The organism is Nonomuraea sp. 3-1Str, from assembly GCF_031570565.1.
Classification (GTDB): domain Bacteria; phylum Actinomycetota; class Actinomycetes; order Streptosporangiales; family Streptosporangiaceae; genus Nonomuraea.
Genome location: NZ_JALHBK010000001.1, coordinates 470,522 through 497,425, shown reverse-complemented (window position 1 = coordinate 497,425; position 26,904 = coordinate 470,522). Strand labels below are relative to the sequence as shown.

Annotated in this window: 25 protein-coding genes; 12 read left to right on the top strand and 13 right to left on the bottom strand. The window is 71.7% G+C overall.

Annotated elements, in window-relative coordinates; translation table 11 throughout:
* Window positions 1–196: 196 nt before the first annotated feature.
* Window positions 197–2,530 (bottom strand): DEAD/DEAH box helicase, encoded by a 2,334-nt coding sequence (locus MTP10_RS02675; protein ID WP_310707318.1) that lies wholly within the window; start codon window positions 2,528–2,530, stop codon window positions 197–199.
* 409 nt (window positions 2,531–2,939) lie between these two features.
* Here MTP10_RS02675 and MTP10_RS02670 point away from each other — a divergent pair, with 409 nt between their 5' ends.
* From MTP10_RS02670 to MTP10_RS02650, 5 genes are all read left to right on the top strand, one after another.
* Window positions 2,940–3,290 (top strand): STAS domain-containing protein, encoded by a 351-nt coding sequence (locus tag MTP10_RS02670; protein ID WP_101786510.1) that lies wholly within the window; start codon window positions 2,940–2,942, stop codon window positions 3,288–3,290.
* The gene (locus MTP10_RS02665) at window positions 3,291–3,722 is read left to right on the top strand and encodes an ATP-binding protein (RefSeq protein WP_310707317.1); all 432 of its coding nucleotides are present in this window, start codon (window positions 3,291–3,293) and stop codon (window positions 3,720–3,722) included.
* Window positions 3,723–4,587: 865 nt separating this feature from the next.
* The gene (locus MTP10_RS02660) at window positions 4,588–6,870 is read left to right on the top strand and encodes a sodium-translocating pyrophosphatase (RefSeq protein ID WP_310707316.1); all 2,283 of its coding nucleotides are present in this window, start codon (window positions 4,588–4,590) and stop codon (window positions 6,868–6,870) included.
* 468 nt (window positions 6,871–7,338) lie between these two features.
* Window positions 7,339–7,806 (top strand): histidine phosphatase family protein, encoded by a 468-nt coding sequence (locus MTP10_RS02655; RefSeq protein ID WP_310707315.1) that lies wholly within the window; start codon window positions 7,339–7,341, stop codon window positions 7,804–7,806.
* Window positions 7,807–8,008: 202 nt separating this feature from the next.
* Window positions 8,009–10,219: an FUSC family protein gene (locus tag MTP10_RS02650; protein WP_310707314.1), complete on the top strand. Its 2,211-nt coding sequence runs from the start codon at window positions 8,009–8,011 to the stop codon at window positions 10,217–10,219.
* Window positions 10,220–10,245: 26 nt separating this feature from the next.
* On the opposite strand, the gene serB is transcribed toward MTP10_RS02650, so the two are convergent.
* The 3 genes from serB to MTP10_RS02635 form a co-directional block, all read right to left on the bottom strand.
* Window positions 10,246–11,463: a phosphoserine phosphatase SerB gene (gene serB, locus MTP10_RS02645; protein WP_310707313.1), complete on the bottom strand. Its 1,218-nt coding sequence runs from the start codon at window positions 11,461–11,463 to the stop codon at window positions 10,246–10,248.
* A gap of 98 nt (window positions 11,464–11,561) precedes the next feature.
* A complete protein-coding gene (locus MTP10_RS02640) occupies window positions 11,562–12,572 on the bottom strand; it encodes an S-adenosylmethionine:tRNA ribosyltransferase-isomerase (protein WP_310707312.1) in 1,011 nt (336 codons plus the stop codon).
* On the bottom strand, window positions 12,569–13,225 hold the full coding sequence (locus MTP10_RS02635) for an SDR family oxidoreductase (protein WP_310707311.1): 657 nt from the start codon (window positions 13,223–13,225) through the stop codon (window positions 12,569–12,571). Before MTP10_RS02635 ends, MTP10_RS02640 begins: the two co-directional genes overlap by 4 nt.
* Window positions 13,226–13,350: 125 nt before the next feature.
* On the opposite strand from MTP10_RS02635, the gene MTP10_RS02630 reads away from it, so the two are divergent.
* Entirely contained in the window at window positions 13,351–14,463 is a 1,113-nt protein-coding gene (locus tag MTP10_RS02630) for a GAF domain-containing sensor histidine kinase (RefSeq protein WP_310707531.1), read from the top strand.
* Window positions 14,460–15,101: a response regulator transcription factor gene (locus MTP10_RS02625; protein WP_310707310.1), complete on the top strand. Its 642-nt coding sequence runs from the start codon at window positions 14,460–14,462 to the stop codon at window positions 15,099–15,101. Before MTP10_RS02630 ends, MTP10_RS02625 begins: the two co-directional genes overlap by 4 nt.
* An 11-nt stretch (window positions 15,102–15,112) precedes the next feature.
* On the opposite strand, the gene MTP10_RS02620 is transcribed toward MTP10_RS02625, so the two are convergent.
* The gene (locus MTP10_RS02620) at window positions 15,113–15,835 is read right to left on the bottom strand and encodes a hypothetical protein (RefSeq protein WP_310707309.1); all 723 of its coding nucleotides are present in this window, start codon (window positions 15,833–15,835) and stop codon (window positions 15,113–15,115) included.
* Window positions 15,836–15,903: 68 nt separating this feature from the next.
* On the opposite strand from MTP10_RS02620, the gene MTP10_RS02615 reads away from it, so the two are divergent.
* Genes MTP10_RS02615 through MTP10_RS02605 form a run of 3 tightly spaced genes read left to right on the top strand, consistent with a single transcriptional unit; the run spans window position 15,904 to window position 17,778 of the window.
* Window positions 15,904–16,692: an ABC transporter ATP-binding protein gene (locus MTP10_RS02615; protein ID WP_310707308.1), complete on the top strand. Its 789-nt coding sequence runs from the start codon at window positions 15,904–15,906 to the stop codon at window positions 16,690–16,692.
* Between the two features lie 54 nt (window positions 16,693–16,746).
* The gene (locus MTP10_RS02610) at window positions 16,747–17,499 is read left to right on the top strand and encodes a sulfite exporter TauE/SafE family protein (protein ID WP_397205720.1); all 753 of its coding nucleotides are present in this window, start codon (window positions 16,747–16,749) and stop codon (window positions 17,497–17,499) included.
* 30 nt (window positions 17,500–17,529) lie between these two features.
* The gene (locus MTP10_RS02605) at window positions 17,530–17,778 is read left to right on the top strand and encodes a hypothetical protein (protein WP_310707306.1); all 249 of its coding nucleotides are present in this window, start codon (window positions 17,530–17,532) and stop codon (window positions 17,776–17,778) included.
* Window positions 17,779–17,820: 42 nt separating this feature from the next.
* Here the strand turns inward: MTP10_RS02605 and MTP10_RS02600 are convergent, their stop codons facing one another.
* The 7 genes from MTP10_RS02600 to MTP10_RS02570 form a co-directional block, all read right to left on the bottom strand.
* Entirely contained in the window at window positions 17,821–18,660 is an 840-nt protein-coding gene (locus MTP10_RS02600) for an NAD(P)H-binding protein (RefSeq protein ID WP_310707305.1), read from the bottom strand.
* Window positions 18,661–18,689: 29 nt separating this feature from the next.
* Window positions 18,690–19,568: a Rieske 2Fe-2S domain-containing protein gene (locus MTP10_RS02595; RefSeq protein ID WP_310707304.1), complete on the bottom strand. Its 879-nt coding sequence runs from the start codon at window positions 19,566–19,568 to the stop codon at window positions 18,690–18,692.
* Between the two features lie 63 nt (window positions 19,569–19,631).
* Entirely contained in the window at window positions 19,632–20,243 is a 612-nt protein-coding gene (locus MTP10_RS02590; RefSeq protein ID WP_310707303.1) for an HD domain-containing protein, read from the bottom strand.
* A 1-nt stretch (window position 20,244) separates the two neighbouring features.
* On the bottom strand, window positions 20,245–22,434 hold the full coding sequence (locus MTP10_RS02585; protein WP_310707302.1) for a molybdopterin-dependent oxidoreductase: 2,190 nt from the start codon (window positions 22,432–22,434) through the stop codon (window positions 20,245–20,247).
* A 136-nt stretch (window positions 22,435–22,570) separates the two neighbouring features.
* Complete coding sequence (locus tag MTP10_RS02580) at window positions 22,571–23,224, bottom strand: hypothetical protein (RefSeq protein ID WP_310707301.1); 654 nt, start codon at window positions 23,222–23,224, stop codon at window positions 22,571–22,573.
* Window positions 23,221–23,436, bottom strand: coding sequence for a hypothetical protein (locus MTP10_RS02575; protein WP_310707300.1), 216 nt, complete (start codon window positions 23,434–23,436; stop codon window positions 23,221–23,223). Before MTP10_RS02575 ends, MTP10_RS02580 begins: the two co-directional genes overlap by 4 nt.
* Window positions 23,437–23,642: 206 nt before the next feature.
* On the bottom strand, window positions 23,643–23,789 hold the full coding sequence (locus tag MTP10_RS02570; protein ID WP_310707299.1) for a hypothetical protein: 147 nt from the start codon (window positions 23,787–23,789) through the stop codon (window positions 23,643–23,645).
* 312 nt (window positions 23,790–24,101) lie between these two features.
* Between MTP10_RS02570 and MTP10_RS02565 the strand changes: the two genes are divergently transcribed.
* Both MTP10_RS02565 and MTP10_RS02560 read left to right on the top strand, forming a co-directional pair.
* Window positions 24,102–24,965, top strand: coding sequence for a helix-turn-helix transcriptional regulator (locus MTP10_RS02565; RefSeq protein ID WP_310707298.1), 864 nt, complete (start codon window positions 24,102–24,104; stop codon window positions 24,963–24,965).
* Window positions 24,966–25,012: 47 nt separating this feature from the next.
* A complete protein-coding gene (locus MTP10_RS02560) occupies window positions 25,013–25,237 on the top strand; it encodes a DUF397 domain-containing protein (protein ID WP_310707297.1) in 225 nt (74 codons plus the stop codon).
* Window positions 25,238–25,406: 169 nt separating this feature from the next.
* Here MTP10_RS02560 and MTP10_RS02555 read toward each other — a convergent pair whose 3' ends face one another.
* Window positions 25,407–26,810 carry an MFS transporter gene (locus tag MTP10_RS02555; RefSeq protein WP_310707296.1) on the bottom strand — a complete coding sequence of 468 codons (1,404 nt, stop codon included), beginning with the start codon at window positions 26,808–26,810 and terminating at the stop codon, window positions 25,407–25,409.
* Between the last annotated feature and the right edge of the window lie 94 nt (window positions 26,811–26,904).

The following is a 26,904-nucleotide window of genomic DNA, read 5'->3' as shown; positions in this document are numbered from 1 at the left end:
CCCCAGCCGCGCGAGCGCGACGAACCCTGATCGGATCCCCGGCCGACTTCCACGCCCCGGACCCGGCGATCAGGAGGAACAGCGGCACGAGCAGTGACTTCAAGAAGACTCACCGCCGGCATCCCGCGCCAACACACCTGCGCAGGCCACTACCGGTCGCCCGCGTCGAACAACCCCGCGTCGAACAACCCCGCGGTCAGTTCGGCGACGTGCCCAGGAGGGTGTCCAGGAGGCGGATGGCGCCGCGCTTGTCCAGGGGTTCGTTGCCGTTGCCGCACTTGGGGGACTGGATGCAGGAAGGGCAGCCGCGTTCGCATTCGCAGGAGGCGATCGCCTCACGGGTCGCCGTCAGCCAGTCGGCTGCCCGGGCGTACCCGCGCTCGGCGAAGCCCGCGCCTCCTTCGTGGCCGTCGTACACGAACACGGTCAGCAGGCCCGTGTCGGCGTGCAGTTCGGTGGAGACGCCGCCGATGTCCCAGCGGTCGCAGGTGGCGAACAGGGGCAGCAGGCCGATGGAGGCGTGCTCAGCGGCGTGGGCGGCGCCGCCGAGGTCGATGCCGTCCTCGGCCAGCGGCACCAGCTCCGAGGCGGGGAGCGTCCACCACACCGCCCTGGTGCGGAGGGTGCGCGGCGGAAGGTCGAGGGGCTCGTCGCCGAGCATCTCGCCGGACTGGAGGCGTCGTTTGAGGTACGAGACGACCTGCCGGGTCACCTCGACCTCGCCGAAGTGGAGTTCGCCCCGCCCCAGGGCGTGCGAGCGAAGGGAGGACAGTACGGAGATCTCGGTGACATCCCGGGCGAACGTTGTGTAGTCCGGCTCGCTGCTGCTGACCAGGGCCACCCCGGCTTCAAGATCGAGCAGTTCGACCAGGAACGTCTCGCCCTGGTGCAGGTACACCGCGCCCGTGTGGACGGTGGTGTGCGCCGACGGCTCGTCGACGCTGCCGAGGAGGCGGCCGGTGGACGACTCGACCACCTGGATCGGGGCGCCGCCCGAGCCTCTGATGTCGGCCAGGTCGGTGGCCCTCTCCCGCCGGGTCCAGAACCACCCGGTGGGGCGCCGCCGCAGGAGGCCCTGGGCCACCAGGTCGTCGAGGAGTTCCGCCGCGGTGGGTCCGAAGATGGGCAGGTCATCCTCGCTCAGCGGGATCTCCGCGGCCGCGGCGCAGAGATGCGGGCCGAGGACGTACGGGTTGTCGGGGTCGAGCACGATGGCCTCGACGGGCCGGCCGAAGAGCGCGTCCGGATGGTGCACCAGGTACGTGTCGAGCGGGTCGTCCCGGGCGATGAGGACGGCCAGCGCGTCCTGCCCGTCGCGTCCGGCTCGGCCCGCCTGCTGCCAGAGGGAGGCGCGGGTGCCGGGCCAGCCGGCGATCAGTACGGCATCGAGCCCGGAGACGTCGACGCCGAGTTCGAGGGCGTTCGTGGTGGCCAGACCCATGAGGGAGCCCGAGCGGAGCGCCTTCTCCAGCTGGCGGCGGTCCTCGGCGAGGTAGCCGGCCCGGTAGGCGGCCACCTTGTCCGGGAGATCGGCCGAGTCGGACTCGTCGTCGGGGAGCGGCCAGGAATCCGGCGGGAGGGAGGTGGGGGCGTCCGCCGGGTCTTGCCGGTCGGGGAGCTCGTTGTGCAGGTGACGGGGGCTCACGGGGTGGTGGCCGGCCTGGGGCTGCGGCTTGGTGGAGTGCTGGGAGTCGGGGTGGAGATGTGGCTCAGTTAGTGATGTGAGGTGGGCATCGGTGTGGTGGGTGGGGTACGGGGTTGAGTGGAGGGGGCGGCGGGCGTGGGTGGAGAGGGAGAAGGCGACGTCGGCGAGCTTGGCGCGGGCCGTCAGCGCGACCGTCTCAGCGCCGCGCCGCGAGCGGACGAAGGCCAGCGTCCGGACGTCGGCCAGGACGAGGTCGGCCAGCAGGTCGGCGGCCTCGGCCGTCGCCGTGCGGCGCACCGGAGCGCCGCCCTCACCGCGCAGCTCCGTCAGGGGCGGTTCCCACAGGGCGAACGTGGTCGCACCCTTGGGGGAGGCGTCCTCGGTCACCTCGTCCATCTCCAGCCCCGTCAGCCGCCTGGCGAACGTCCCCGGCTCGCTGGCCGTCGCCGAGGCCAGCAGGAACACCGGATGCGACCCGTACCGGGCGCAGACCCGCCGCAGGCGGCGCAGGATCTGGGCCACGTGCGAGCCGAACACCCCCCGATAACCGTGGCACTCGTCCACCACCACGAGGCGGAGCCGGCGGAAGAACGAGGACCACTGGGCATGCCGAGGAAGGATGCCGCGATGCAGCATGTCCGGGTTTGTCAAGACATAGTTGGCGTGCTGGCGCACCCATGTGCGTTCCTCGAACGGCGTGTCACCGTCGAACGTCGCCGCCCGCACCTGCGCGATGCGCAGCTCCCGCAGCCCGCGGAGCTGGTCGGCGGCCAGCGCCTTGGTCGGCGTCAGATACAGGACCGTGCCTCCGTCGAGACAGGAGGAGACCGCCGGGGTCAGGTACGCCAGCGACTTGCCCGAGGCCGTGCCCGTGGAAATGATCACGTTTCGGCCACGATGGGCCAGGTCGGCGGCTTCGTACTGATGGGGCCACATGCCGGTGATGCCGCGGTTCGCCAAGCGCGTAACCAGGAGTTCCGGCGCCCATTTCGGCCATCTGGCTTGACCGGCCTGACGTGCTGGAACATGCTCCACATGGGTGACACGCTCGTGACGTGCGGGAACGCCGAGCAGGTGCCGCAGGAGTGGACCTGGCCGGTGTGGGGAGGAAGCGGTGGAAGTCACTGTTTCCAGTCTGCATCCGTGGGCAAAGTCGTCGGGAATCGTGATTTCGTGTAGACACAAGCGAGACGCATGGTTGAATGCCGCGCGTCAGGGTCGGTCGGCCGGGCGGCTAAGCTCCGGACGACCAGGCTCATAAGGGTACTTTCGCAGGCGAGGCGCTGGAGGATCTGTGGATCTGAAGTTGGATCACCGCACCGAAGACGGACTCACCATCGTTGAGGTCGAGGGTGAGATCGATGTCTACACCGCGCCGAGATTGCGTGAGCTCCTCATCGATCTGGTGAACAAGGGTAACTTCCACCTTCTCGTGAACATGGAGAAGGTTGACTTCCTGGACTCGACCGGCCTTGGTGTGCTGGTCGGGGGGCTCAAGCGGGTTCGGGCGCACGACGGCTCATTGGAGCTGGTCTGCACGCAGGAGCGCATCCTCAAGATCTTCCGGATCACCGGACTGACCAAGGTCTTCGGGATCTACGCTTCTGTCGACGAAGCCAAGGAAGCTCACGGCAAAGACAAGTAGATGGCCACTGTCGAGCTGACGTTCAGTGCCCTCCCCGCACACGTGCGGACCGCCCGGCTGGTGGCCACGGCGATCGCCCGGCGCACCGGCGTGGAGGAGTCGCTGCTGGACGAGGTCAGGCTCGCCGTGGGTGAAGCGTGCTCTCGGGCGGTGGAGGCCCACCGTGCCCACTGCCCGGGCGAGCCCATCCGCATCGAGCTACGTGACGACTCCGGACGTTTCGAGGTAACAGTAAGCGACCAGGCCCCCAGTGACGAGATCAAGCCGGAGCAACCCCTGGATCTGGGGATGCTCTCCGACTCGTTCACGACGGGTTTCGGCATCGCGGTCATCGCGGGCCTGGCCGACGATGTCGAGGTTTTTCCCAGTCCCAAGGGCATGCGCATCCGCATGAGCTGGCCCGCCGCTCCCAACGGCCGCCTTCCCGTGTAGATCCCCTTTCTGTTCTGGCGCTTGCGCGGCTCCCGGCGCGTGCGCGGCGACCCGTTGACGACGGCCGCCAAGCACGTCCGGGGCGCACGCGGCGGGTATTGCGCCGTTGGATCATGGTGCCATTGGGCGATGGTGCCGTTGGGTGATGGCGTAGTGCGTGGCGATGCGTGTCTTTCCGCCTGACGTCCGTCCTTTGTTTCCGTCTGACGTCCATCCTTTACGGCAAAGCACGGTGGGCCCCACCCGCCGACCGGGGCCGGGCTCTGTCCAGGGGCACGCACCTCCAGCGGCGCGGGTCGATCGCCGCCACGCGCGCACCGAACGCGAGGCTTCCGCGTGCCGTGGTCCCGGGGCTTCCGCGTGCGCATCGAACCCGAGGCTTCCCCGTGCCGTGGTCCCGAGAGGTGCCGGCAGACCCTCATCCCCGGGGTTTTCATACGCCGTGGACCCCGGGCATGCCGGCCATTCATGGGCCGTGGCTTCCGTACGCCTGTCTCGCTCGTGCCCTGACATCCACGGTGCGGCCTGAGGGAGATCCGGTGGTCAGGAGGCTGCTGGGGCTGGTGGGTCTTTCGGGCGTGTCGTTATCTCTTGTTGTCAGGGCCGTAAACCGCCGGAAATTTGCCGTGTCAGATCCCAAATCGCCCCGCTGTCAGCGGTTTACTGGACGCGCGCACAATTAACCGGCTGCAGAGCCTTCATATCCTGGCAGACGCTGCGTAGACTCCCGGCACCGGCCAAGGTGATCCGGCGGAACTGCGGACTCAACCGGAAGCGGCACCCACAACCCGGATGGTGCCGCACCGCCAGCCGACGTTCGCAGCACCGCCCGGGCAGGACGACCGGTCTTGCCGAGGAGAACCCGATGTTTAGGCACGTGCTGGCCGCCGAGCCAGCGTCCAATCTGGCCCTGAACGGTAACAATCTCACCATCGTGATCGTGGTCGCCGCGATCGCACTGATCGCTCTGGCCGTCGCCGGCGGCCTGGTGCGCGAGGTGTTGCGCGCTGACCAGGGTACCGAGCGCATGCAGGACATCGCCCGAGCCGTGCAGGAAGGCGCCGCCGCCTATCTGACGCGGCAGTTCCGCACGCTGGCGATCTTCGTTGTCGTGATTCCCTTCCTGCTGCTTCTGCTGCCGGGCGAGACCGATGTCCGCATCGGCCGCTCCATCTTCTTCGTGGTCGGCGCGGTGTTCTCCGCGTTGACCGGGTTCATGGGCATGTGGCTGGCCGTGCGCGGAAACGTGCGCGTCGCCGCCGCGGCCCGTGACTCGGGCGAGAAGCGCGCCATGCGCATCGCCTTCCGCACCGGTGGCGTGGCGGGCATGTTCACCGTCGGGCTCGGCCTGCTGGGCGCGGCCGTCGTCGTCTTCCTCTACCAGGGGGACGCGCCGGGCGTGCTCGAAGGGTTCGGCTTCGGCGCGGCGCTGCTCGCCATGTTCATGCGTGTCGGCGGCGGCATCTTCACCAAGGCCGCCGACGTCGGCGCCGACCTGGTCGGCAAGGTCGAGCAGGGCATCCCGGAGGACGACCCGCGCAACGCCGCGACCATCGCCGACAACGTGGGCGACAACGTCGGCGACTGCGCCGGCATGGCCGCCGACCTGTTCGAGTCGTACGCGGTCATGCTGGTCGCCAGCCTGATCCTCGGCAAGGTGGCCTTCGGCGAGCAGGGGCTGATCTTCCCGCTCATCGTCCCGATGATCGGCGTGGTCACCGCCATCATCGGCATCTTCGTGACCGGCAAGCGCGACCGCGACCGCAGCGGCATGTCCGCCATCAACCGCAGCTTCTTCATCTCCGCCGCCATCTCCGCGGTGCTGGTCGCGGCGGCCGCGTTCTGGTACCTGCCGGACAGCTTCAGCGGCCTGAGCGGCTCAGCGGTGAAGTCCGACGCGGACCCGAGGCTGATCGCCATCGGCGCGGTGCTCATCGGGCTGGTCCTGGCCAGCGCCATCCAGCTCCTGACCGGCTACTTCACCGAGACGAACCGCCGCCCGGTCCGGGAGATCGGCGAGAGCTCGGCCACCGGCCCCGCCACCGTCATCCTGGCCGGCATCAGCGTCGGCCTGGAGTCGGCCGTCTACTCCGCGCTGATCATCGCGGGCGCGGTCTACGGCGCGTTCCTGCTGGGCTTCGGGAACGTGACGATCGCGCTGTTCGCGGTGGCGCTGGCCGGCACCGGCCTGCTGACCACGGTCGGCGTCATCGTGTCCATGGACACCTTCGGTCCGGTCTCCGACAACGCGCAGGGCATCGCCGAGATGTCCGGGGACGTCGAGGGCGAGGGCGCCCGGGTGCTGACCAGCCTCGACGCCGTCGGCAACACCACCAAGGCCATCACCAAGGGCATCGCGATCGCCACGGCCGTCCTCGCGGCGACCGCGCTGTTCGGCGCGTTCCGCACGGCGGTGGAGTCGCAGCTCGCGCAGGCCACCTCGTTCAGCCTCAGCATCGACCAGCCGAACGTACTGGTCGGGCTCATCATCGGCGCGGCGGTGGTGTTCCTCTTCGCCGGGCTGGCGATCATGGCGGTCGGGCGGGCCGCCATGCGCGTGGTGTTCGAGGTGCGCGACCAGTTCCGCAACAACCCGGGCATCATGGACGGCTCCGTGAAGCCCGAGTACGGGCGCGTGGTCGACATCTGCACCCGTGACTCGCTGCGCGAGCTGGCCACCCCGGGTCTGCTGGCGGTCATGACGCCGATCGCGGTGGGCTTCGCGCTCGGGTACGCGCCGCTGGGCGCGTTCCTGGCCGGCGCGATCGCCTGCGGCACGCTGATGGCGGTGTTCCTGGCCAACTCCGGTGGCGCCTGGGACAACGCGAAGAAGCTGGTTGAGGACGGCCACTACGGCGGCAAGGGCTCCGAGGCCCACGCCGCGACCGTCATCGGCGACACGGTGGGCGACCCGTTCAAGGACACCGCCGGTCCGGCCATCAACCCGCTGATCAAGGTGATGAACCTCGTCGCCCTGCTGGTGGCGCCCGCCGTGGTGCTGTACGCGGGCAACACCGTCCTGCGGGTCGGGGTCACGGTGTTCGCGGTGGCGGTGGTGGTCGTGGCCATCGTCGTCTCCAAGCGGCGCTCGGTCACCAGCGAGCCGGCCAACAACAACAACCGGGAGCACACCCCGGTCGCGTCGTAGGCCCGACACTCTCGTAGTCCGCATGTGCCCGTCCTTCCCGGTGTGGGGAGGGCGGGCGCTCGCGTTTCGGGACGAGGGCTGCTCTCCTTCCACGGCGCCGGGGGAGAGACGTCTGCGGCGGCCCTGGGGGAGAGATGTCTGCGGCGGCCCCGGGTGAGAAGCGGCTGTGGCGGCCACGGAGGGGGCTGGTCTGGCGGCTCGGGCGGGAGGCAGCTGTGGTGGGCACACGGTGAGGGCGGGTGTGGTGGTGGCGGGGTGGTCGTAGGGAGGAGAGGCGGGGGTTGTTTGCGGCGGGCCGGGTGATCGGACCCGTACGGGACACCTGACCGCCCCGGTGGGAAACTGTGCGGATGGACGACAAGCGGCCCACCGGTGGAAAGACGCTGGCCCTCATCCTGATCGCGATGCTCGTCATCCTGGCCGTCATCGTGGCCATGGGCGTGTGGGCGTCGAGGGGAGTGTGATCGGATGCCCACGCTGATCGTGCTCCGTCACGCCAAGGCCGCGCAGGTGCCCGGGCTGAGTGACCGCGAGCGGCCGCTGACCGAACGGGGCGAGCGCGACGCCGGGCGCGCCGGTGACGAGGTGCGGGACCTGGGGCTCGTCCCCGACCTGGTCCTGTGCTCGCCGGCCGAGCGCACCAGGCGCACCGCCGAGCTGGCGTTCCCCGACGTCGAGGTGAGCTACGAGCGCGATATCTACGAGGCGTACCCGGACGAGCTGCTGGAGCTGGTCAGGAGGACCGGCCCGGAGGTGGGCACGCTCGTCCTGTGCGGGCACAACCCGGGGGTGCACGAGTTGGCGCTCGGGCTGGCGGGCGGAGACTACGGGTTCCGGCCGGGGTCGTTCGCGGTGATCCGGACGGGCTCCTCCTGGGTAGACCTGTGCCCAGGGGAGGGACACCTGGTCTCGCGCTGGGATCCCAAGGAACACTGACCGGATCCCAAGGAACACTGACCCGATCCCAGGGAACACTGACCGGATCCCAAGGAACACTGACCGGATCCCAGGGAACACTGACCGGATCCCAGGGAAGACCGACCAGGACGCGGGGAACTGACCGGATGCCGGGGAAGACCGACCAGGTCCCAGGGAAGAGCCACCAGATCTGAAGGAACACCGACCAGGGGCGACACGCATGCGGGGGGCCGCCAGAGCGTTGCGCGACGGGTTCGCGCTGCCGGCGCGCCCGCCGTGGAAGTACGGGCTGCTGTGCGGGGTGGCCGTGGCGTGGCCGTTGTTCGCCGGCGTGACCGCGGGACTGCCGCACAGCGGCGCGTTCGTGGCGCTCGGCGCCTACCTGACCGCGTTCGGCGACGCGTACGGCAAGCCGTACGCGCAGCGGGCCTGGAACCTGGTCGTCAAGCTGGTCCTGGTGGCGGCCGGGGCGTGGCTGGGGCTGTTCCTGGCGCCGTACCCGTGGTGGGGGGCCGTGGTGATCGGCCTGGTGGCGGCGGCCGGGCGGTGGAAGCTCGTCGGGACGCCGCCCGCGATCGCGGCGATCGTCGCGTTCTACCTGCACGGGCCGGTCGGGCTGGCGGGGCCGTTGGAGATGGCGCTGGGCGGGGCGGTGTTCGTGCTGCTGGCGATGGCGCCGTGGCCGGTGCGGCGGCTGGACCCGCTGCGCGACGCGCTCGGCGGGGCACGGGAGGCGCTGGCGTCGCTGCTCGACGGCGTCGACCTGGACGAGGAGGCATGGGGCCGGCTCCGGGAGCGCGCCTCGAAGGCGCTGGAGGGGGCGGCCACGGCGTCGGCCTCGTTCCACGCGGGTGAGGACACCACGCGCTCCGCCGACGCGTACGTGCGGATGCTGCTGCGCGTCTTCGCCGAGACGGTGGCGCTGCGCCGGCTGCGCGTGGAAGCCGCGGCGGACCGGCGGGAGATCGACGAGGTCGTAGGGGCCCTGACCGTGGCGCTGCGGACGAAGGCGCCGCAGGACGTGCAGGCGGCGCTGGACGCGGCGGCGCGCTTCGGCGAGCACGCAAGCGAGGTGCGGTCCCGCTCCGGCGCCGATCCGGCGTCGTTGCGGCGGGTCGCGGGGGTGGGGCAGGTGCGGCGCTGCCTCGACCGGCTCGTGGTGGCGGTGCGCGGGATCGGGGTGTTCGCCGCGCGGGGGATCCGGGTGCCGGCCATGCCTCCGAGGGTCTTGTGGAAGCCCGTGGTGTGGCGGCCCGTGGTGTGGAAACCCGTGCTGTGGCGGCCGGCGAGCCTGGAGAGGGCGTGGCGGCGGGGATGGCGTGGGGCGCGGCGGTGGGTGTCCCGCGTGCTCCGGGCGACATGGCGGGCGCTGGGGGCCGGTGGGGTGGCCGAGCACTCGGGGCGGCTGGGCATCGCGGTGACCGTGGCGATGGCGCTCGTGATCGGCACGCACGAGGTGTACGGCAAGTGGTTCGTGATCACCGTGATGCTGGCCCTGCGGTCCACGTACGGCGACACGGTGGAGCGGGTGGTCCTGCGGGTGGCGGGGACCGTGCTGGGGGCGGCGGTCGCCGCGCTGATCCTGGCGGCGGTCCCGGGGCCGTACACGATCGCGGTCACCGTGCTCGTGTTCGCCACGGTCGGGTACGCGCTGCGGGAGGTGAGCTTCGGGTACTGGATGGTGTTCGCGACGCCGCTGGCCATGATGCTGGCCGACTTCTCGACCCGGCTCGACTGGCGGGCGGCCGGGGCCCGGCTGCTGCTGACCGTGGCGGGTGGCCTGCTGGCGCTGGCGGCGGCGCGGCTGCTGTGGCCGCGCGGCGAGGGGGGACGGCTGCGCGGCCGTCCCGCCGAGCTGCTGGAGGAGCACGCGTCGCTGGTGGACGCGCTGGCCGAGCGGGACCTCGACGCCGTGCTGGCGCGGGCGGACGCGGCGGGTCAGGCGGCCGACGAGCTGACCGCGTCCCTGGACAAGCTGGGCAAGGAGCCGGGCGGGCGGGGCCCGCCGGAGCTGCGCGAGGCGGTGACGGCGGCCCGGAAGCTGCGGGACGACGCGCTGGTGGTGGCGTCCGTGCTGCGCGGCTCGCAGGTGGGCTCCGACGCCACCGTCGCCGTGCTGGACGCGGTGGCGGACCGGCTGGCCGCCGTGGCGGAGACCGTGCGCACCCGGGAGCCCGCCCCGGAGGCCGACGAGCTGGAGGCGCGGCTGGCCGAGCTGGCCGGGGAGGTCAGCTCCCTCATGGAGAAGGCCGTGGCGAAGGAGGCGGCCGAGGACGTGGCGGCCGAGGAGACGTCCGCGGTGCGCCGCCAGCTCCGGCTGACCGTGACGGCCCACCCGGCGCTGCGCTCCCTCTGCTCCGACGCCCTCGAACTCGCCCGTAAGACCACAGAAGCCCTCGAACCTGCGCGCGAAAGGCCGGTCACCGCCTGAGAGAAGCCGCCGCCTGGACGGAGAGGTCAGCGGGTGAGCGCGGTGTCCTCGGCGTCGGCCGCCTCGACCTCGTCCCGGGAGATGCCGAGCAGGTACAGGATCGAGTCCAGGTACGGCGTGTTGACCGTCGTGTCGGCCGCCTGCCGCAGCACCGGCTTGGCGTTGAAGGCGATGCCCAGCCCGGCCGCCGCGATCATGTCCAGGTCGTTGGCGCCGTCGCCGATGGCCACGGTCTGGCTGATCGGCAGCCCGGCCTCCCGCGCGAACCGTTCGAGCGCCCTGGCCTTGCCCGGCCGGTCGACGATCTCGCCGGCGACCCGGCCGGTGAGCCGGCCGTCGACGATCTCCAGGAGGTTGGCCGCGGAGTAGTCGATGCCGAGGTCCTCGACGAGCGCGTCGGTGATCTGGGTGAAGCCGCCGCTGACGATGGCGAAGCGGTAGTCGAGCCGCTTGAGCGTGCGGACGAGCGTGCGCGCGCCGGGAGTGAGCACGACCTCCTTGCGCACCAGCTCCAGCACGTCGGCCGGCAGCCCTTCGAGCAGGGCGACCCGGCGGCGCAGCGACTCGGCGAAGTCCAGCTCGCCGCGCATGGCCTCCTCGGTGACCCGGGCCACCTCGTCCAGGCAGCCCGCGTGGGCGGCGAGCAGCTCGATGACCTCGCCCTGGATGAGGGTCGAGTCGACGTCCATGACGATCAGCCGCTTGGCCCGCCGGGACAGGCCCGTGCGCTGCACGGCCACGTCGACCTGCTGGGCGGCGGCCTCGGCGGCCAGCTCGACGCGCAGCGCGTCGGGGTCGGCGCCGGAGACGGACAGCTCGATGCAGGTGACGGGCCACTGGGCGAGGCGCTCGATGCGGTCGATGTTGGCGCCCGCGGCGGCGATGCGGCCCGCGATGCCGGCGATCGCGGCGGGCTGGAGGGTGGCGCCGAGCACGCTGACCGACAGCCGGCCGCGGCGGCGCTTCTCCTTGGCCTGCGAGCCGGTGGAGAGCTCCACCTCCATGCCGAGGTCCTCGCCGATGCGCTCCACGGAGGTCCACAGGGCGCCCAGGGTGCTGCCCGTGCCGGTGGACGGCCCGCCCGCGTAGGCGACGAGAACGCCGAGGGTGAGCCGCCCCCGGATGACGACCTGCTCGATGTCGGAGACGGTGACCGGGAAGTTCGACAGCACGGAGAAGAGCCGGGAGGTGACGCCGGGCCGGTCCGGGCCGTTCAGGGTGATCAGGAGGGTCCGCTGGTCCACATCGAGTCACGCTACTGTGCCCGGCGGGATGGTCGCGGACCAGGGTGGGTGTTCATGACCCGGATCACTCCACGAACAGTCCCGTCGTTCACTCCTGTTCACTCTGCCAGCAGCAGGTGGGTGTCGCCGAACTCGTGCCACAGGTACCCCTCCCGCAGCGCCGCCTCGTACGCCCGGGCCAGCGGGCCGGTACCCGCGATGGCGGTCAGCATCATGAGGTGGCTGGACCGGGGCTCGTGCAGGCCCGTGAGGAGGCCGGTGACGGCGCGCACCCCGGTCTCGGGCGTGACGACGCGGCCGGTCCAGCCGGCGGAGGCGGCCACCTGCCCGTCCGCGTCCACGGCCGTCTCCAGGGCGCGCACCACGGTGGTGCCGGCCGCCACGACCCGGCCGCCGTTCCGCCGGGTGAGGTTCACCAGCCTCGCGGTGGGCGCCGGCACCTCGTACCTCTCGGCGTAGGGCGGCTCGTCCTTCTCGGGCGAGGCGACGCCGGTGTGCAGCGTGACGGGCGCGATGTGCACGCCGCGTGACACCAGCGCCGTCACCAGCGCGGCGCTGAACGGCCGGCCCGCGCTGGGCATCTCGGCGCTGCCCGGCACGGTGGCGAACACGGTCTGGTAGGCGTCGATCGGCCAGTCCCTGGCCACGTAGGAGTAGCGGATCGGCGTCCCGTGCTCGCGCAGGTACGCCTCCACGTCCCGGTCGAGGCGGGCCCGCCACAGCCGTGGCGTCTCCCGGCCGAGCAGCCGCAGCGTGGCGCCGCCGGGCAGCGGCAGCCACTCGCCGGGCTCCCCTCCGGCGTACGGCTCGGAGGCGGCGCTCGTACGGCGGCGCAGCTCGACCAGCCACGTGCCGTCCTCGCGGGCGGTGGAGAAGTGGACGGCGAGCCGGTCGAGCCGGACGGCGGCGGGCAGCGTCGCCGAGTTGTTGACCACGACGAGGTCGCCCGGCGCGAGGAGCGCGGGCAGGTCCGTGAACCGGTGGTGGGCGGGCTGCTCGTCGCCGCGGGAGACGAGCAGGCGTACCCCGTCGCGGGGCAGCCCCCTGGCCTCGGGCGGCTCGTGCGCGGACAGGGCGTCGGGGAGGGCGAAGTCCAGTGCGGCGGTCATTGGAGGCTCACCCGTCCGGCGGCGGGCCGGGCCTTGACGAGGTCGTGGAGGGCGGCGGCGACCTTCGCGGGGTCGGCGGCGCCGGCGGCCTCCTGCTCGCCCACGGCGTCGGCGAGCATCCGGGTGTTCATCTCGCCGGGGTCCACCCACCAGACCGCGACCTCGTCCTCCTCGGCGGCCAGCACGTTCGAGAGCTGCTCCAGCGCGGCCTTGGTGGCGCCGTAGCCGCCCCAGCCGGGGTAGGCGCCCGTGGCGGCGTCGGAGGTGACGTTGACGATCGCGCCGCGCCGCCGGCGCAGCGCGGGGAGCGTGGCCTGGACGAGCGCGAGCGGCGCGGTCACGTTGGTCTCCAGCAGCGCCTTGAACGCCTCCAGCGGGTACGAGGCCAGCGGCGGCAGCGGCGTCACGCCGAGGTCACTTGCGTTGTTGACCAGCAGGTCCAGCTCCGGTACGGCCAGCGACAGCCGCTCGACGTGGGCCGGGTCGGTCACGTCGCCGGGGACGGCCGTGGCGCCCAGCTCGGCGGCGACCCGGTCGAGGTCGTCCCTGCCGCGGGCGGTGAGGACGAGGTCCCAGCCCGACTCCGCCAGCGACCGGGCGAGGGCGAGGCCGAGGCCGCGGGAGGCGCCGGTGATCAGTGCGGTGTTCGTCATGTCTCGACGGTAGGAAAACGGCGTCCCCGGCACATCGGACCTCGGACCTGTCCGCGTCTGGGCACTTCGTCCTAGGACCGTCTCGTCCCGGCAGCGCTGGGCGGGGACCATAGAGTGTGTCCGTGATGTCGGACCGGGAGGAGATCCTGCAGGCGGTGAGCTCCGCCGTGCTCGCGGTCACCCGGCACCTGTCGGTGCGCGAGGTGCTCCAGGTCATCGTCCGCTCGGCGCAGCGGCTGCTCGACGCCCGCTACGCCGCGCTGGGGGTGCCCGACGAGGACGGCTCGTTCGCCGAGTTCGTCGCCGAGGGGCTGACCGACAAGCAGTGGGACGCGATCGGCCCGCTCCCGCGCCAGCACGGCATGCTCGGCGCGATGCTCCGCGAAGGCGACCCGGTGCGGCTGGCCGACCTGCGGGACGACCCGAGGTTCGAGTGGTGGCCGAAGGCGCATCCGGTCATGAAGGACTTCCTCGGCATGCCGATCCGCGACGGCGACGAGGTGCTCGGCATCGTCTTCCTGGCCAACAAGCGCACGCCCGGCGGCTTCACGGAGGCCGACGAGGAGCTGCTGACGATGTTCGCGGCGCACGCGGCGATCGCGCTGACCAACGCCCGGCTGTACGAGCGCGGACGCGAGCTGGCCATGCTGGAGGAGCGCAACCGGATGGCCCGGGAGCTGCACGACGCGGTCACGCAGAAGCTGTTCTCGCTGCGGCTGACGGCGCAGGCCGCGGTGACTCTGCTGGAGAAGGCGCCCGACAAGGCGGCGGCCGAGCTGGATCGGGTGCAGCGGCTGGCCGGCGAGGCGCTGGCCGAGCTGCGCGCGGTGATCGTGGAGCTGCGCCCGGCCGAGCTGGACCGTCACGGCCTGGCCGAGACGCTGCGCAAGCATGTGCGTCTCCTGGACCGGCTGCATCCGGCGCGGGTGGCGTTCGACTGCGACGAGCCGCCGCCGCTCGACTCCGCCGTGGAGGTCGCGCTGCTCAGGGTGGCCCAGGAGGCGCTGCACAACGCGCTGCGTCACTCGGGCGCGTGCGAGGTGTCGGTACGGCTGGACCACGCGGGCGGCAAGCTGACCCTGTCGGTGACGGACGACGGCGACGGCTTCGAGCAGGGCGTCTCGCGCGGGCTCGGGCTGGTGTCGATGCGGGAGCGGGCGGAGTCCGTGGGCGGGGTGATGACCGTGGACTCGGCGCCGGGCCGGGGCACGACGGTCCGCGTGGAGGTGGGCGTGTGATCCGGGTGCTGATCGTCGACGATCATCCGGTGGTGCGGCAGGGGCTGCGCACCTTCCTCGACCTGCAGGACGACATGACGGTCGTGGGTGAGGCGGGTGACGGGGCGCGGGCGGTCGAGCTGGCCGCGGAGCTGACCCCGGACGTGATGCTGCTCGACCTGCGGATGCCGGTCCTGGACGGGCTGGGGGCGCTGGAGCGGCTGGCCGGGTCGCCGGTCCGGGTGCTGGTGCTCACGTCGGTGAGCGACCGGTCGGACGTGGCGCCGGCGATGCGGGCGGGCGCCGCCGGGTTCCTCTACAAGGACGTGGACCCGTCGGCGCTGGCACAGGCCGTGCGGGCGGTGCACGGCGGGCAGGTGCTGCTGGCGGCCGAGGCGGCCCAGGCGGTCCTGAGCGCCACCGGGAGCGCGGGCCCGTACGGGAGCCCGGGCGGCGTGCCGGGGCCGGCGCCGCTGACCGAGCGGGAGCGTGAGGTGCTCGCGCTGATCGCGGCGGGCCGGTCCAACCGGGAGATCGCCCGGAGCCTCGCCGTGGCCGAGAAGACGGTCAAGACCCACGTGTCGAACGTGCTGATGAAGCTGGGCGTCCAGGACCGCACCCAGGCCGCGCTGTACGCCGTCCGCCACGGCCTGGCCTGATCCCCGGTGCGTCAGGAGCGGTCGGGGGAGGGCTCCAGGATGGCGTGGCAGGAGGCCAGGAGCGCCCGCCGTACGGCACGGTCCAGCTCGCGCAGCGCGGCGTCGCGGACGGCGACCTGCCCCGAGGTGAGCCCTCGCTCCCCGGCCAGCCGCAGCACGGTCGCCAGCCGGGCGGCCAGCGCGGAGACGCGGTGCGCCCGCGACGGGTAGCCGGGGGCCAGGTCGCCGCCCGCGGCGCCCAGCCGCTCCGGACGGCCGGCCATGGGCCCGTCGGCCGAGTCCAGCGACTCGGTGGCCGCGCGGATCGCGGCCGACAGCTCCTGCTCGGCCTCCGCCAGCGACGGCAGGTCGTGGCGTACGGGCCCCGCCTCGTACACCGACAGCCGCACGCCCGCGTACGACGACCCGCGCCGGTCGGGTGAGGGCACCAGCCCGAGGCGCCGGTCGGACAGCACGGCGATGGCCGCCTGCCCCGCCTCGACGGCGGCCGCGTTGAACTCCGGCGGCCCGGACAGCCCGAGCGGGTCGCCGGGCGCGGGCAGGGCGAGCCGCAGCTCGCTCAGGCCGTCGCGGCGCAGGACGGCGAGGTGCTCGCGCAGCGGCACCTCACCCACGACGGTGGGTCCGCCGGCGCTCTCCACCCGGTCGGCGGCCTCGTCCAGGCCGACGTGGCCGGCGAGCCAGGCGTTGCCCCACACGACAAGAACCCGGCAGACAGGTGATTCAGGGTGCACCGGTCCACGATATGCGCTCGCCCTGCAATAGGTTTGTCCCGAGCGTTCTCCTAAGGAGGGATCCGAGGATGGGTGGTCAGGTGCTGCGGCTCCAGGACGTCGCCGTCAGGCGCGACGGAGCGGCCCTGCTGCGCGGCATCGACTGGACGGTCAACGAGGACGAGCGTTGGGTCGTCATCGGGCCGAACGGCGCGGGCAAGACCACGTTGCTGCAGGTGGCGGCCACGCTGTTGTTCCCGACCGAGGGCGTGGTCGAGGTGCTGGGCGAGCGGCTGGGTCAGACGGACGTGTTCGACCTCCGGCCGCGCATCGGGCTGGCGAGCTCCGCGCTGGCCGAGCGCATCCCGCCGGAGGAGAAGGTCATCGACCTCGTGCTCACGGCCTCGTACGGGATCATGGGCCGCTGGACGGAGGAGTACGACTCCAACGACGTGACCCGGGCCGTGGAGCTCATCGACATGCTGGGGGCGGCGCACCTGATCCGCCGCCGGTTCGGCACCCTGTCCGAGGGGGAGCGCAAGCGGGTGCAGATCGCCCGCGCGCTGATGCCCGACCCGGAGATGCTGCTGCTCGACGAGCCCGCCGCCGGCCTCGACCTGGGCGGCCGGGAGGACCTGGTGCGCCGGCTGTCGGTGCTGGCCCACGACTACCGCTCGCCCACGCTGGCGCTGGTCACGCACCACGTGGAGGAGGTGCCTCCGGGGTTCACGCACGGGCTGCTGCTGCGCAACGGCTCGGTGGTGGCGCAGGGCTCGCTCGACGACGTGATGACGGCCGACAACCTGTCGCGGACGTTCGGCGTGCCGCTGACGCTCGACCGCAGCGCCGACGGCCGCTGGTACGCGCGGGCGCTCTGACCTGGCACCCCCGGAGGGTCACCCGGAATCGGGCCCTCTAGGCTCGGGCGGGTGATGTTCTGGGAAGGGGTCGCGGTGTGCGCGGCCGGTGTCGCGGCCGGGGCGATCAACGCGGTCGTCGGATCCGGGTCGCTCATCACCTTCCCGACCCTCGTGGCCGTGGGCGTCGATCCCGTGGTCGCGAACGTGTCCAACAACATCGGCCTCGTCCCCGGCTCCTTCACCGGCGCCTACGGCTACCGCCAGGAGCTCAAGGGCCAGCGTGAGCGGCTGCTGCGGCTGGCCCCGGCCTCCTGCCTGGGCTCGCTCATCGGCGGGATCCTGCTGCTGTTCCTCGACCCGGCCGTGTTCCACGTCGTGGTGCCGGTGCTGATCGGCCTGGCCTGCGTGCTGGTCGTGGTGCAGCCCAAGCTCAACGGCTGGCTGGCGGCGCGGCGAGAGGACGCCCATCCGCACGGCGGGGTGGCGCTCTGGCTGGGCGTGTTCGGCGCGGGCCTGTACGGCGGCTATTTCGGCGCGGCGCAGGGCGTGCTGCTGATCGGCCTGCTCGGCAGCTTCCTCGACGACGGCATCCAGCGGGTCAACGCCGCCAAGAACGTGCTCTCGCTGATCGTCAACGCGACCGCGGCCGTCCTGTTCTTCTTCATCGCCGACATCGACTGGTGGGCGGTGCTGGCCGTCGCGCTGGGCGCCACGGCCGGCGGGTTCCTGGGAGCCCGGATCGGGCGGCGCATCCCGGCTCCGGTGCTGCGCGGCATCATCGTGGTGGTGGGGATCGCGGCGATTATCAAACTAGTGTACGGATAAATTCCCGTCTTTCTGGGTATAAATCCGTACATGAAGGGTGATCGGGTGGAGATCGTCATCGACGCGGGCGGCACCCCGCGAACCTACGAAGTGATCGCCACCCGCGCGGGCCGCCGCGTCGAGGTGGCCACGCGCCGGGGCCTGGTCGAGGTCAGCGAGGTGACCCGCGGCGGCACGACCGTACGGACCGCGCGGTTCATGTCCAGCCGCATCCTCGCCCTGGTCGAGCACCCCGCCGACGAGAACTCCCACGGCGGGGGCGCGCGGGACGACGACTGACGACGGGGCGCGGCCCGGCCCGCGCCCCGGCCGTACGGAGCCTCAGCGGAAGTCGGCGGCGTGGTCCTCCGCCCACTGGCGGAACGCCAGCGCGGGCCGTCCCAGCAGCCCCTCCACCGTGTCCGTGATCGTCTCGGGCGACGTCACGAACGACTCCCAGCCCCGCAGCGCCCCATCCACGAAGCCCGGGTCACCCCACGAGGCCAGCAGCAGCTCGCGCGCCTCCTGCGGCGGCATGTCCTCCCAGCGCACCTCGCGCCCGACCGCCTCGCCGATGACGCGCACCTGCTCGGCCTGCGTCAGCCGCTCCGGCCCGGTGATCACGTAGGCCGCCCCGGCGTGGCCCGCGGAGGTGAGCACGTGCGTGCCGACCGCCGCGATGTCCTTCTCGTGGATGAGCGACCTGGAGGCCGCCCCGAACGGCCAGCGCACCACGCCCTGCCGGATCTGGTCGGCCCATCCGAGGGTGTTGACCGCGAACCCGCTCGGCCGCAGGAACGTCCACGCCATCCCGGTCCGGCGGATGAGCCGCTCGACCTGCTGGTGGAAGATCGTCGGCTCGTCGTCGTCGCCGGCCGCCGGCACGTGGGCGGACAGGTAGACCACGCGGCGGGCGTGCTTGGCGACGGCCTCCACCACCGGCTCGGCCGTCTCGGCGGCGAAGCCGGGCCAGATCAGGAAGACGGCGTCCACGCCGCGCAGCGCCGGCTCCAGCGTCTCAGGGGCGGTCAGGTCGCCGCGCACGGCCTGGACGCCGTCGGGCAGTGTGGCACGGGAGGGGTCGCGGACCAGCGCGCGCACCGGGATGCCTGCCTCCGCGAGCTGGGAGACGACGTGTCTGCCGACGTTGCCGGTCGCACCGGTCACGAGGATGTCGTTCATGCCTCCGACCGTAGAACCTCAACCAAGGTTCATAGCAAGCCCGGCCGTACCTGGAGCGTGCCGTCCTTCCTGACCCGTGTCTCGAACGCGGGGGCCGGCGCCGTGGCGGGGCCGTGCCGCACCGAGCCGTCCTCCAGCCGGAACGTGCTGCCGTGCCAGGGACACACCACGCACGCCTCGCCGCCCTCCGTGACCAGCCGGCCCTGGTGGAGCGGGCCCGCCAGGTGGGGGCAGCGGTCGGCCAGCACGGTGACGCCCTCGCCCTGCCGCAGCACGAAGAGCTGGATGTAGCCGAGCCGCCGGGCCACCGGCCGGCCGTCGGGCAGGTCGCTGAGCCGGCACAGGTCGTGCCAGCCGAGCGGCACCAGGTGGGCCACCTGCGGCGCGTGGTTCGCGCCGGCCGCCTGCCGGTAGGCCATGTGGCCGCCCAGGTACGCGCCGACGCTGCCCACGCCGAGCCCGGCCCAGGACAGCATGCGGCCGACCCGTTCGCGGCCGGACAGGCGGGTCGCCAGCGAGGCGGTGAACAGGCCGAGCGCCGTCACGTTCGACAGCATGTGCACGAAGCCGACGCGCTGCTGCTCCCGGTGGAGCGAGGACCAGTCGGTCAGTCCGGCGGCGGCCGTGGGGAGGGCGTTGCCGATGCCGACGGCCAGCAGCAGCCGCGCGGCGCGGGGATCGATGGTGGTGAGGTCGAGCACACCGGCCGATGCCCAGCAGCCCAGGCTCACCGTCGCCATCGGCGGGTGCAGGGGCTTGCCCGTGGGAACGCCGTGGAGCACGTCCCGCAACAGGCCCGGCCGGATCCGGTCACGTACGGCCTTGGCGAGTCGCTGGATCGGCTTGTCCATGGCCTTGGACTTCTCCAGTCGGTCGGCCAGGTCCAGCGGTCCCCCCAAAACCCGCATCTGCCTACGTCTCGGTCGTACTATCTCTTTCACGACAAGTCCCCTACCCCACGCGTGAGGGCATCACTCGGACAGGTGACCTCTCGCGACGGACAGCTCGACCAGCTCCATGGCGTATGCGCCCAGCGACGGCGAGCCGTCCTCGATCAGCCGCACCTTCTCCTTGACCTGCGAAGCGGTGACGCGGAACAGCGGCCAGGTGCCGCCCTCGGTGTTGTGGTTGGCCAGGATCGGCGCGAAGCGGTCCAGCGCCTTGGCGAATCTCGCCTCCGGCGTCTCCCGCGCCTCGAACTCCTCCCACAGCGCGCGCATCGACGCCGCCTGGTCCGCGGGCAGCAGCGCGAAGATCCGCTCGGCCGCCGCCCGCTCGGCCTCGACCTGCGCGGCCACCGCCACCGGGTCGTAGATGAACGTGTCCCCCGCGTCGATCTCCACGAGATCGTGCACGAGGAGCATGGCCACGACCCGCTGGATGTCGGTCCCCGGTGGGGCGTGCTCGGCGAAGACGAGGGCCAGCATGCCTACGTACCAGGAGTGCTCGGCGTCGTTCTCCCGCCGCGAGCCGTCCATCAACAGGTTGCGGCGGATGACCCGCTTCAACTTGTCGATCTCGACGGCGAAGGCGATCTGGGCGGTCAGGCGGTCCTCATCTGGTGCGATAGTCACGCGCGACACCTTAATGTGCGGTGATCACCCCGGTTGGCAAAATCGTGACCGGCACCCCGTTGAACACGGCATTTCCGGACGGAACATCGATCGCCGTTTCGTCCGTCAGGGCGTTCACGCTCACCCCGGCGTGCTCGGCGGCCACCGTCTGCGTGCTGTCCGCGTGACCCCAGCCGTGGGGCAGCGACACCACGCCCGGCATGATCGCCTCGGTCGGCTCCAGCGGCACCGTGACCTCGCCCTTGGCCGAGCGCACCACGGCGACGCCGTCCAGGCCGAGCCGGGCCACGTCGGCCGGGTGGATCTGCAGCGTGCAGGTGTTGCTGCCGCCGACGAGCGGCGCGACGTTGTGCATCCAGCTGTTGTTGGAGCGCAGGTGCCGGCGGCCGATCAGCACGAACTCCGGCGGCTTCTCCTCCAGCCGGCCGCGCAGCCGCTCGACGTCCTCCATGAGCTGCGGCGGGGCCAGCTCCACCACCCCGGACGCCGTCCTGAGCACCTCGCCGAGGCGGGGCTCCAGCGGCCCGAGGTCCAGCCCGTGCGGGTGGTCGAGCAGCTTGCGCAGCGACAGGTCGCCCTTGCCCGCCCACGCGCCGTACGGGCCGAGCCGCAGCATCACGTCGAGCCTGCGCTCGGCGCCCGTCTCGCCGTCCAGCTCCGCCCGCAGCTCGGCCGGGTCACGGCCCGCCACCGCCGACCCCGGCGTCTCGACCGCCTTGGCCAGCATCCCGCCGATGACGAACTCATCGAGGTCGCCCTCCAGGCCCGAGGCGATCTGGGCGAGCCGGGAGAGGATCAGCGCCTCCGACGGCCGGCCGTCCAGCGGCAGCGACGGCGGGGAGTACCGCGCGTAGTTGCGCACGGCCAGGCCGAGCAGCGAGAAGTCGAAGTGGCCCGACTGCAGCACGCGCGGCGGGGGCAGGATCACGTGCGCGTGCCGGGTGGTCTCGTTGAGGTACGGGTCGACGCTCACCATGAAGTCGAGCCCGGCGAAGGCCGCGTCGAGCCGGTCCCCGTGGGGCGCCGACAGCACCGGGTTGCCGGCCACGGTCACCATCAGCCGGATCTGCCCCTCGCCGGGCGTCTCGATCTCGTCGGCGAGCGTGGCCACCGGCAGCTCGCCGTTCGCCTCGGGCAGGCCGCGGACGCGGCTCCTCCAGCGCCCGACCGTGTACGCCCGTCGCCGCCCCGGCGACTCCGTGGCGGCCTTGGGGAACATGGCGCCGCCCGGCCGGTCGAGGTTGCCGGTCAGCACGTTGAGCACGTCCACCAGCCACTGGGCCAGCGTGCCGAACTCGGCCGTGCAGGTGCCGATCCTGGCGTACACCGCGGCGGTCGGGGCCGCGGCCAGCTCCCTGGCCAGCCGTGCGACGACGTCCGCGGGCACGCCCGTGCGGCGGGACACCACCTCGGGCGGGAAGTGCTTGGCCGCCTCCCGTACCTCGTCCAGGCCGTCGACCGGCGCGGCGACCCGCGTCAGGTCCTCCGCGAACAGCGTGTGGACCAGGCCGAACAGCAGGTAGGCGTCGGTGCCGGGCCGGACGGACACGTGCTCGTCGGCCAGCGCGGCCGTACGGGTGCGGCGCGGGTCGACCACCACGAGCCTGCCGCCCCGGGCGCGCAGCGCCTTGAGCCGGCCCGGGAAGTCCGGCGCGGTGCACAGGGAGCCGTTGGACTCCAGCGGGTTCGCGCCCAGCATGAGCAAGAAGTCGGTGCGGTCCAGGTCGGGCACCGGGATGGCCAGCGGGTGGCCGAACATCAGGCCGCTGGACACGTGCTTCGGCATCTGGTCGGCGGTGCTGGCGCTGAAGACGTTGCGGGTGCCGAGCGCCTTGACGAGCGGCCCGCCGTACAGGGAGCCGGCCATGCTGTGGACGACCGGGTTGCCCAGATAGACGCCGAGGGCCTGCCGGCCGTACGTCTCGACGACCCGGTCGATGTTCTCCCCGACCAGGGCGAACGCCTCGTCCCAGCCGGCCTCGCGCCACAGGTCGCCCTCGCGGATCAGCGGCTTGCGCAGCCGGTCGGGGTCCTCGTCCAGGCGCCCCAAGCTGGCGCCCTTGGGACAGATGAAGCCCCGGCTGAAGGGGTCCTCCTTGTCGCCCCGGACCCCGGTGACGTGCCCTCCCTCGTCGAGGGTCAGGGCCAGGCCGCACACGGCCTCGCACAGGGGACAGGTCCGGTGGACGGTCGCCGTCATCGCCACTCCTGGGTTCGTGGAATGAACTCATCTTGGCTCGTGCCGGCCGGAGGGGGAAGCCCCGGAGCCCCCGCGCTGTCTCCGGGGCTTCGGCCAGGAAGCGCCCGGCGCGGTGGGCGCTCCCTGGGTCACCTGGTCAGGCCGCTGTCAGGGCCCGCTCGCGGTGGAGGAGATCAGGCGGCTCCTCGAGGTCCGGGCGCAGCGAGATCCACGCGCGCCTGCCGTACAGGCGGTCGAACCCCGGCGACAGGACGCCCGGCAGCTCCTCGCGCCGCACCACCTCCACCACCACGAGCTGCGCCCGCCTGCGGTGCCGGTAGACGTTGGCGCTGCGCGCCCAGCAGGCCGCGGCGATCTCCTCCGCGTACGCCTCGAACTCCGCGGCGCTGATGCCGGCCCTCGTCAGGATCAGTGCCTTCTCGCCCGTGCGCGTCGGGGTGATCCACAGCACCAGCGGGATCCTGCCGGAGCGGGTGTGCATGGTCGTCTCCAGGCAGGTCCGCTGGAGGCGGTGCCGGGAGACGACGCACCAGAAGTGCGCCACCACCCAGTTGCGGCCCGTCCGGGTGACCGCCGGCGCGGAGATCGCGCCGGCCGTCAGGGCGAACGGCGTCCAGTGGCCGCCCCGCGCCGCCCCCAGCAGCATGAACGTGACCAGAACGGCCAGCGCGAGCAGCAGCAGCTCCGCGCGCCAGCGCCACAGCCGGGCCAGGAGGCCGCTCCGGCCGGCGCCGGGCAGGTCCTCGTTGGCCGGGTAGATCTGGTTGCGGGGGTTGCGCGGCATGCTCACGACACCTCCTCGGCCACCTTGGCGGGAAGCTTGAGCTGGTCGAACCGGGGGTCGCGGTAGACGCGGCAGCCGAACCCGGTCCGGGTCACGGCCCAGCCTCGCCGGTAGGCGAACTCGTCCGGCTCCATGCAGATCTCGCGGTCGGCCCAGGCGATGAGCTCCCGGATTCGGGACTTGATTCGCTTGAGTCCCTTGGTACCTTGTGAGTACATAGAAGACCCCTTTCGCGGCATTACTCGAGGTGGCTTCTTACGCCGGACTGCAGGCTGGTGACCACGTCGTCGCAGGGTGGCAGCCCATATGCGGCGATTCGGTGACCGGCCTCGGTCCGGCTTTTCGGTGCTCCCCTGACCTGTGCTCATGTGAGCGGCGCTCGTGGCGGACGATCGGGCGGAGCTGCTGCGGTCGCGGCTTGCGTTCAGATGAATGCGGGGTCCTTCCGGCAAACGGCCTCCCTGGCGTAGATCTGCGTATCCGGGACGGCGCCGTTGCCGGTGGTGCGGCCCGCGTGGCCGCGCGTGATCGCGAGGGAAGATCCCTGAGCGCCAGGCCGCGTGACGTTCATCCCGGCCTCCTTGTGCGCTCGATGTCCCTCCAGGCCTTGATGGTCCCTCCGGCTTTCTTCCCCTGCAAGAGCTTGCGCAAGAGAAGATTTCGATTTCTTCGCACCTTGCCGGATTAATTGCCGTGCAAGTTGCACCGCAACGTGCTGTCATGGGTTTGACGAGGGGGGTTACATGCTCGTCGGTGCGTCTCCCGGGGGCCTCCCACCGTGACGCGTGCAACTTGCAGTGTAAGATTGGGCGGACGGTCCACCGCCCCGGGCGTCCAAACGACCTTTCCGGCTACACCTTCCTTCCGACGAGGAGAGTGGACGGTGTCATCGCAACAGGGCAGCCCGACTGTCCGCAGGCTCAGGCTCGGCCAGGAGCTCCGCCTCCTCCGTGAGCGTCACAAGCTCACCGGCGCCGCGGCCGCCAGGGAGCTCGGCTGGTCGCCCAGCAAGGTCAGCCGCATCGAGGCCGCCAAGACCATGCCCAGCGCCGAGGACATCGAGTCCATGGCCAAGCTCTACCGCGTGGCCGAGGCCAAGCTTGACGAACTCTTCGGCCTGTTGCGAGATGCGGATCAACGGGGGTGGTGGGAGGATTACGAAGACTCCCTGCCCGGGGAGTACACAAGATTCCTCGGGCTGGAGGCGGAGGCCGTGTGCCAGCGCAACTGGGAACCCCAGGTCGTGCCCGGTCTTCTGCAAACCGAGGACTATGCGCGCGAAGTCGTCTCGGCGCCTCGTAGCATCGTCCGCATCACTCATAGTGGCGTGCGGAGCCGGGTGGAGGCGCGCATGGATCGGCAGCAGCGCGTCCTGTACCGGCCCGATCCGCCGGATGCGCGTTTCGTGTTGGACGAATCAGTCCTGATCCGCAAATTCGGCGAGCCTTCGGTCATGCAGGCGCAGATGGAGCATCTCCTGGAGGCTTCACTGCTCCCGCACGTCAGCATTCGCGTTCTCACCATGGAGTCGCTGCACCCGGTCAACACTGGAGGATTCGTACATCTCAAGTTCGCGGGCTTCGATGACGTCGTTTACCTGGAGCAGCTCTACGCGGGTGGCTTCGTCGAAGACCTCGGACGGGTCGCTGGATACGAGGCGGCTTTCGAGTACTTGGGCGCGGAAGCGCTCGATGAGGACGATTCCCGCGTGCTGATCCAGCGAAAAGCCATGCTGTGGCGAAATTAGCACAAGAAAAGGGCAATGGCGCCCTTTTTTGCCCATATGGGGAGATAATGCACATCAACATAAGCTCGGCGGCATGGCGGAAGAGCAGCTTCTGCAACGGCTCGAGCACCTGTGTGGAAGTCGCCCCGCTGGGCGACGGCAGTGTCGCACTGCGGGACGGCAAGATCGGCGACAGCCCGGTTCTCGTCTTCACCGAAGCAGAATGGACGGCCTTCGTGGCCGGGGTCCGCGACGGTGAATTCGATCCGGCCACGCTGGGGCCAGACGCATGACGCCGAACGGCCTTGGATGATCCAGGGCCGTTCCCCTTTTCCCTGCTCAAGGTCGGATCTGTGGCCGCCGCGTACGCACCGGCCGGGTACGGGCTCGGAAATTTCCCTGACATGCCGAAACGGCCCCTGCCCCTCCCATTCGGGGGACAGGGGCCGTTGCACGTGCCGCTCAAACCGCCGGTGCCGCACGGCGCCGTACGAGGAAGAGGGAGCTGATCCCGGCCAGGACGGCCAGCGCCGCGAGGGCGATCGCCGTGGACATGGAGGCCGAGGCGCGGCCCTGGAGCGAGACGAACAGCGTGCCGACCGTCGAGACGCCGATCACCTGACCGAGCTGCATGACGGTCAGCAGCGCGCCGCTGGCGTCCGCCGCGTACTCGTCCGCCACCTGCTCGGTCGCCAGGTTCGTGACGGCGACCTGCACGCCGAGGCCGGCGCCGATGAGGGCGCTCATGACCGCGTACGGCAGTCCGCCCGCCGCCGCGAGCCCCAGGCCGACGTACGCGGGCGCGGCCACCACGTACCCGAACGGCACCAACCGGCGCTGCAACCGCGCGGGCAGGCGTGGCCAGCCAAGCCCGACCAGTGCGAACGCGAGCGCGCACGGCACCAGCATCATGCCGGAGGCCAGCGGTGTCAGGTGCAGCTCGCCCTGGAGGTGCAGGGCGGAGGTGAACAGGAACGCGCCCCAGGTCGCCGGCCCGAACAGCAGCACGCCCAGCCCGGGCCGCATGCCCGGCGCCCGCAGCACCGCCGCGTCCACCAACGGCCGGCCGCCCCGCGCGGTCACCCAGCGCTCGACCTGGACGAACACCCCGAACATCACGACGCTGAACGCCATGGAAATCCAGCCCCACACCGGCCAGCCCAGGTCCCTGCCCAGCACCATCGGCACGATCATCAGCAGTACGGCCGCCGACAACGTGACCAGGCCCAGCGGGTCGAGCCCGGCCCGCCCTCCGCCGCCGTCGTCGGCGGGCAGCACCTTCACACCCGCGGCCAGCAGCAACACCGCGATCGGCACCAGCACCAGGAACACGATCCGCCAGCCCGCACCGAGCCCCAGCAGGATGCCGCCCATCGCCTGGCCGACGACGATGCCGCCGCTGATCACCGCCGACCACAGGCCGAGTGCCCGTCCCCGGGCCGCACCCTGGTAGTTGCGCTGGATGAGCGTCATCACCTGAGGCATCATCATCGCCGCGCCGGCGCCCTGGGCCAGGCGGAAGGCGACCAGCCAGCCCGTCGAGGGGGCCAGCCCCGCGCCGAGCGTGGTGACGCCGAACGCGGCCAGGCCGCCGAGGAAGGCGTTGCGGTAGCCGAACAGGTCGCCCAGCCTGGCACCGGTGATCAACAGGACGGCATAGACAATGGTGTAACCGGCCACGATCATCTGCAGGCCCGCGCCGGAGGAGTGCAGGTCGGCCCGGATGGTGGGGGTGGCCACGTTGACGATGTTGACGTTGAGGATGGCCAGGAACTGCCCCACCAGGATGACTGTGAGGAGCAGCCCGCCGGCCCGGGTCCTTTCCGGCTGTCCGGCCAGAGAGGGGGAAACGGCTGTTTGGGTCATGCTCCTAGGATGAGGGCATTTCGATACCAGTAACGAGAGCCTCTTTATACTGGTACTGGCACCACCTGGATCATCGTTGCCCGGCGGACCATAG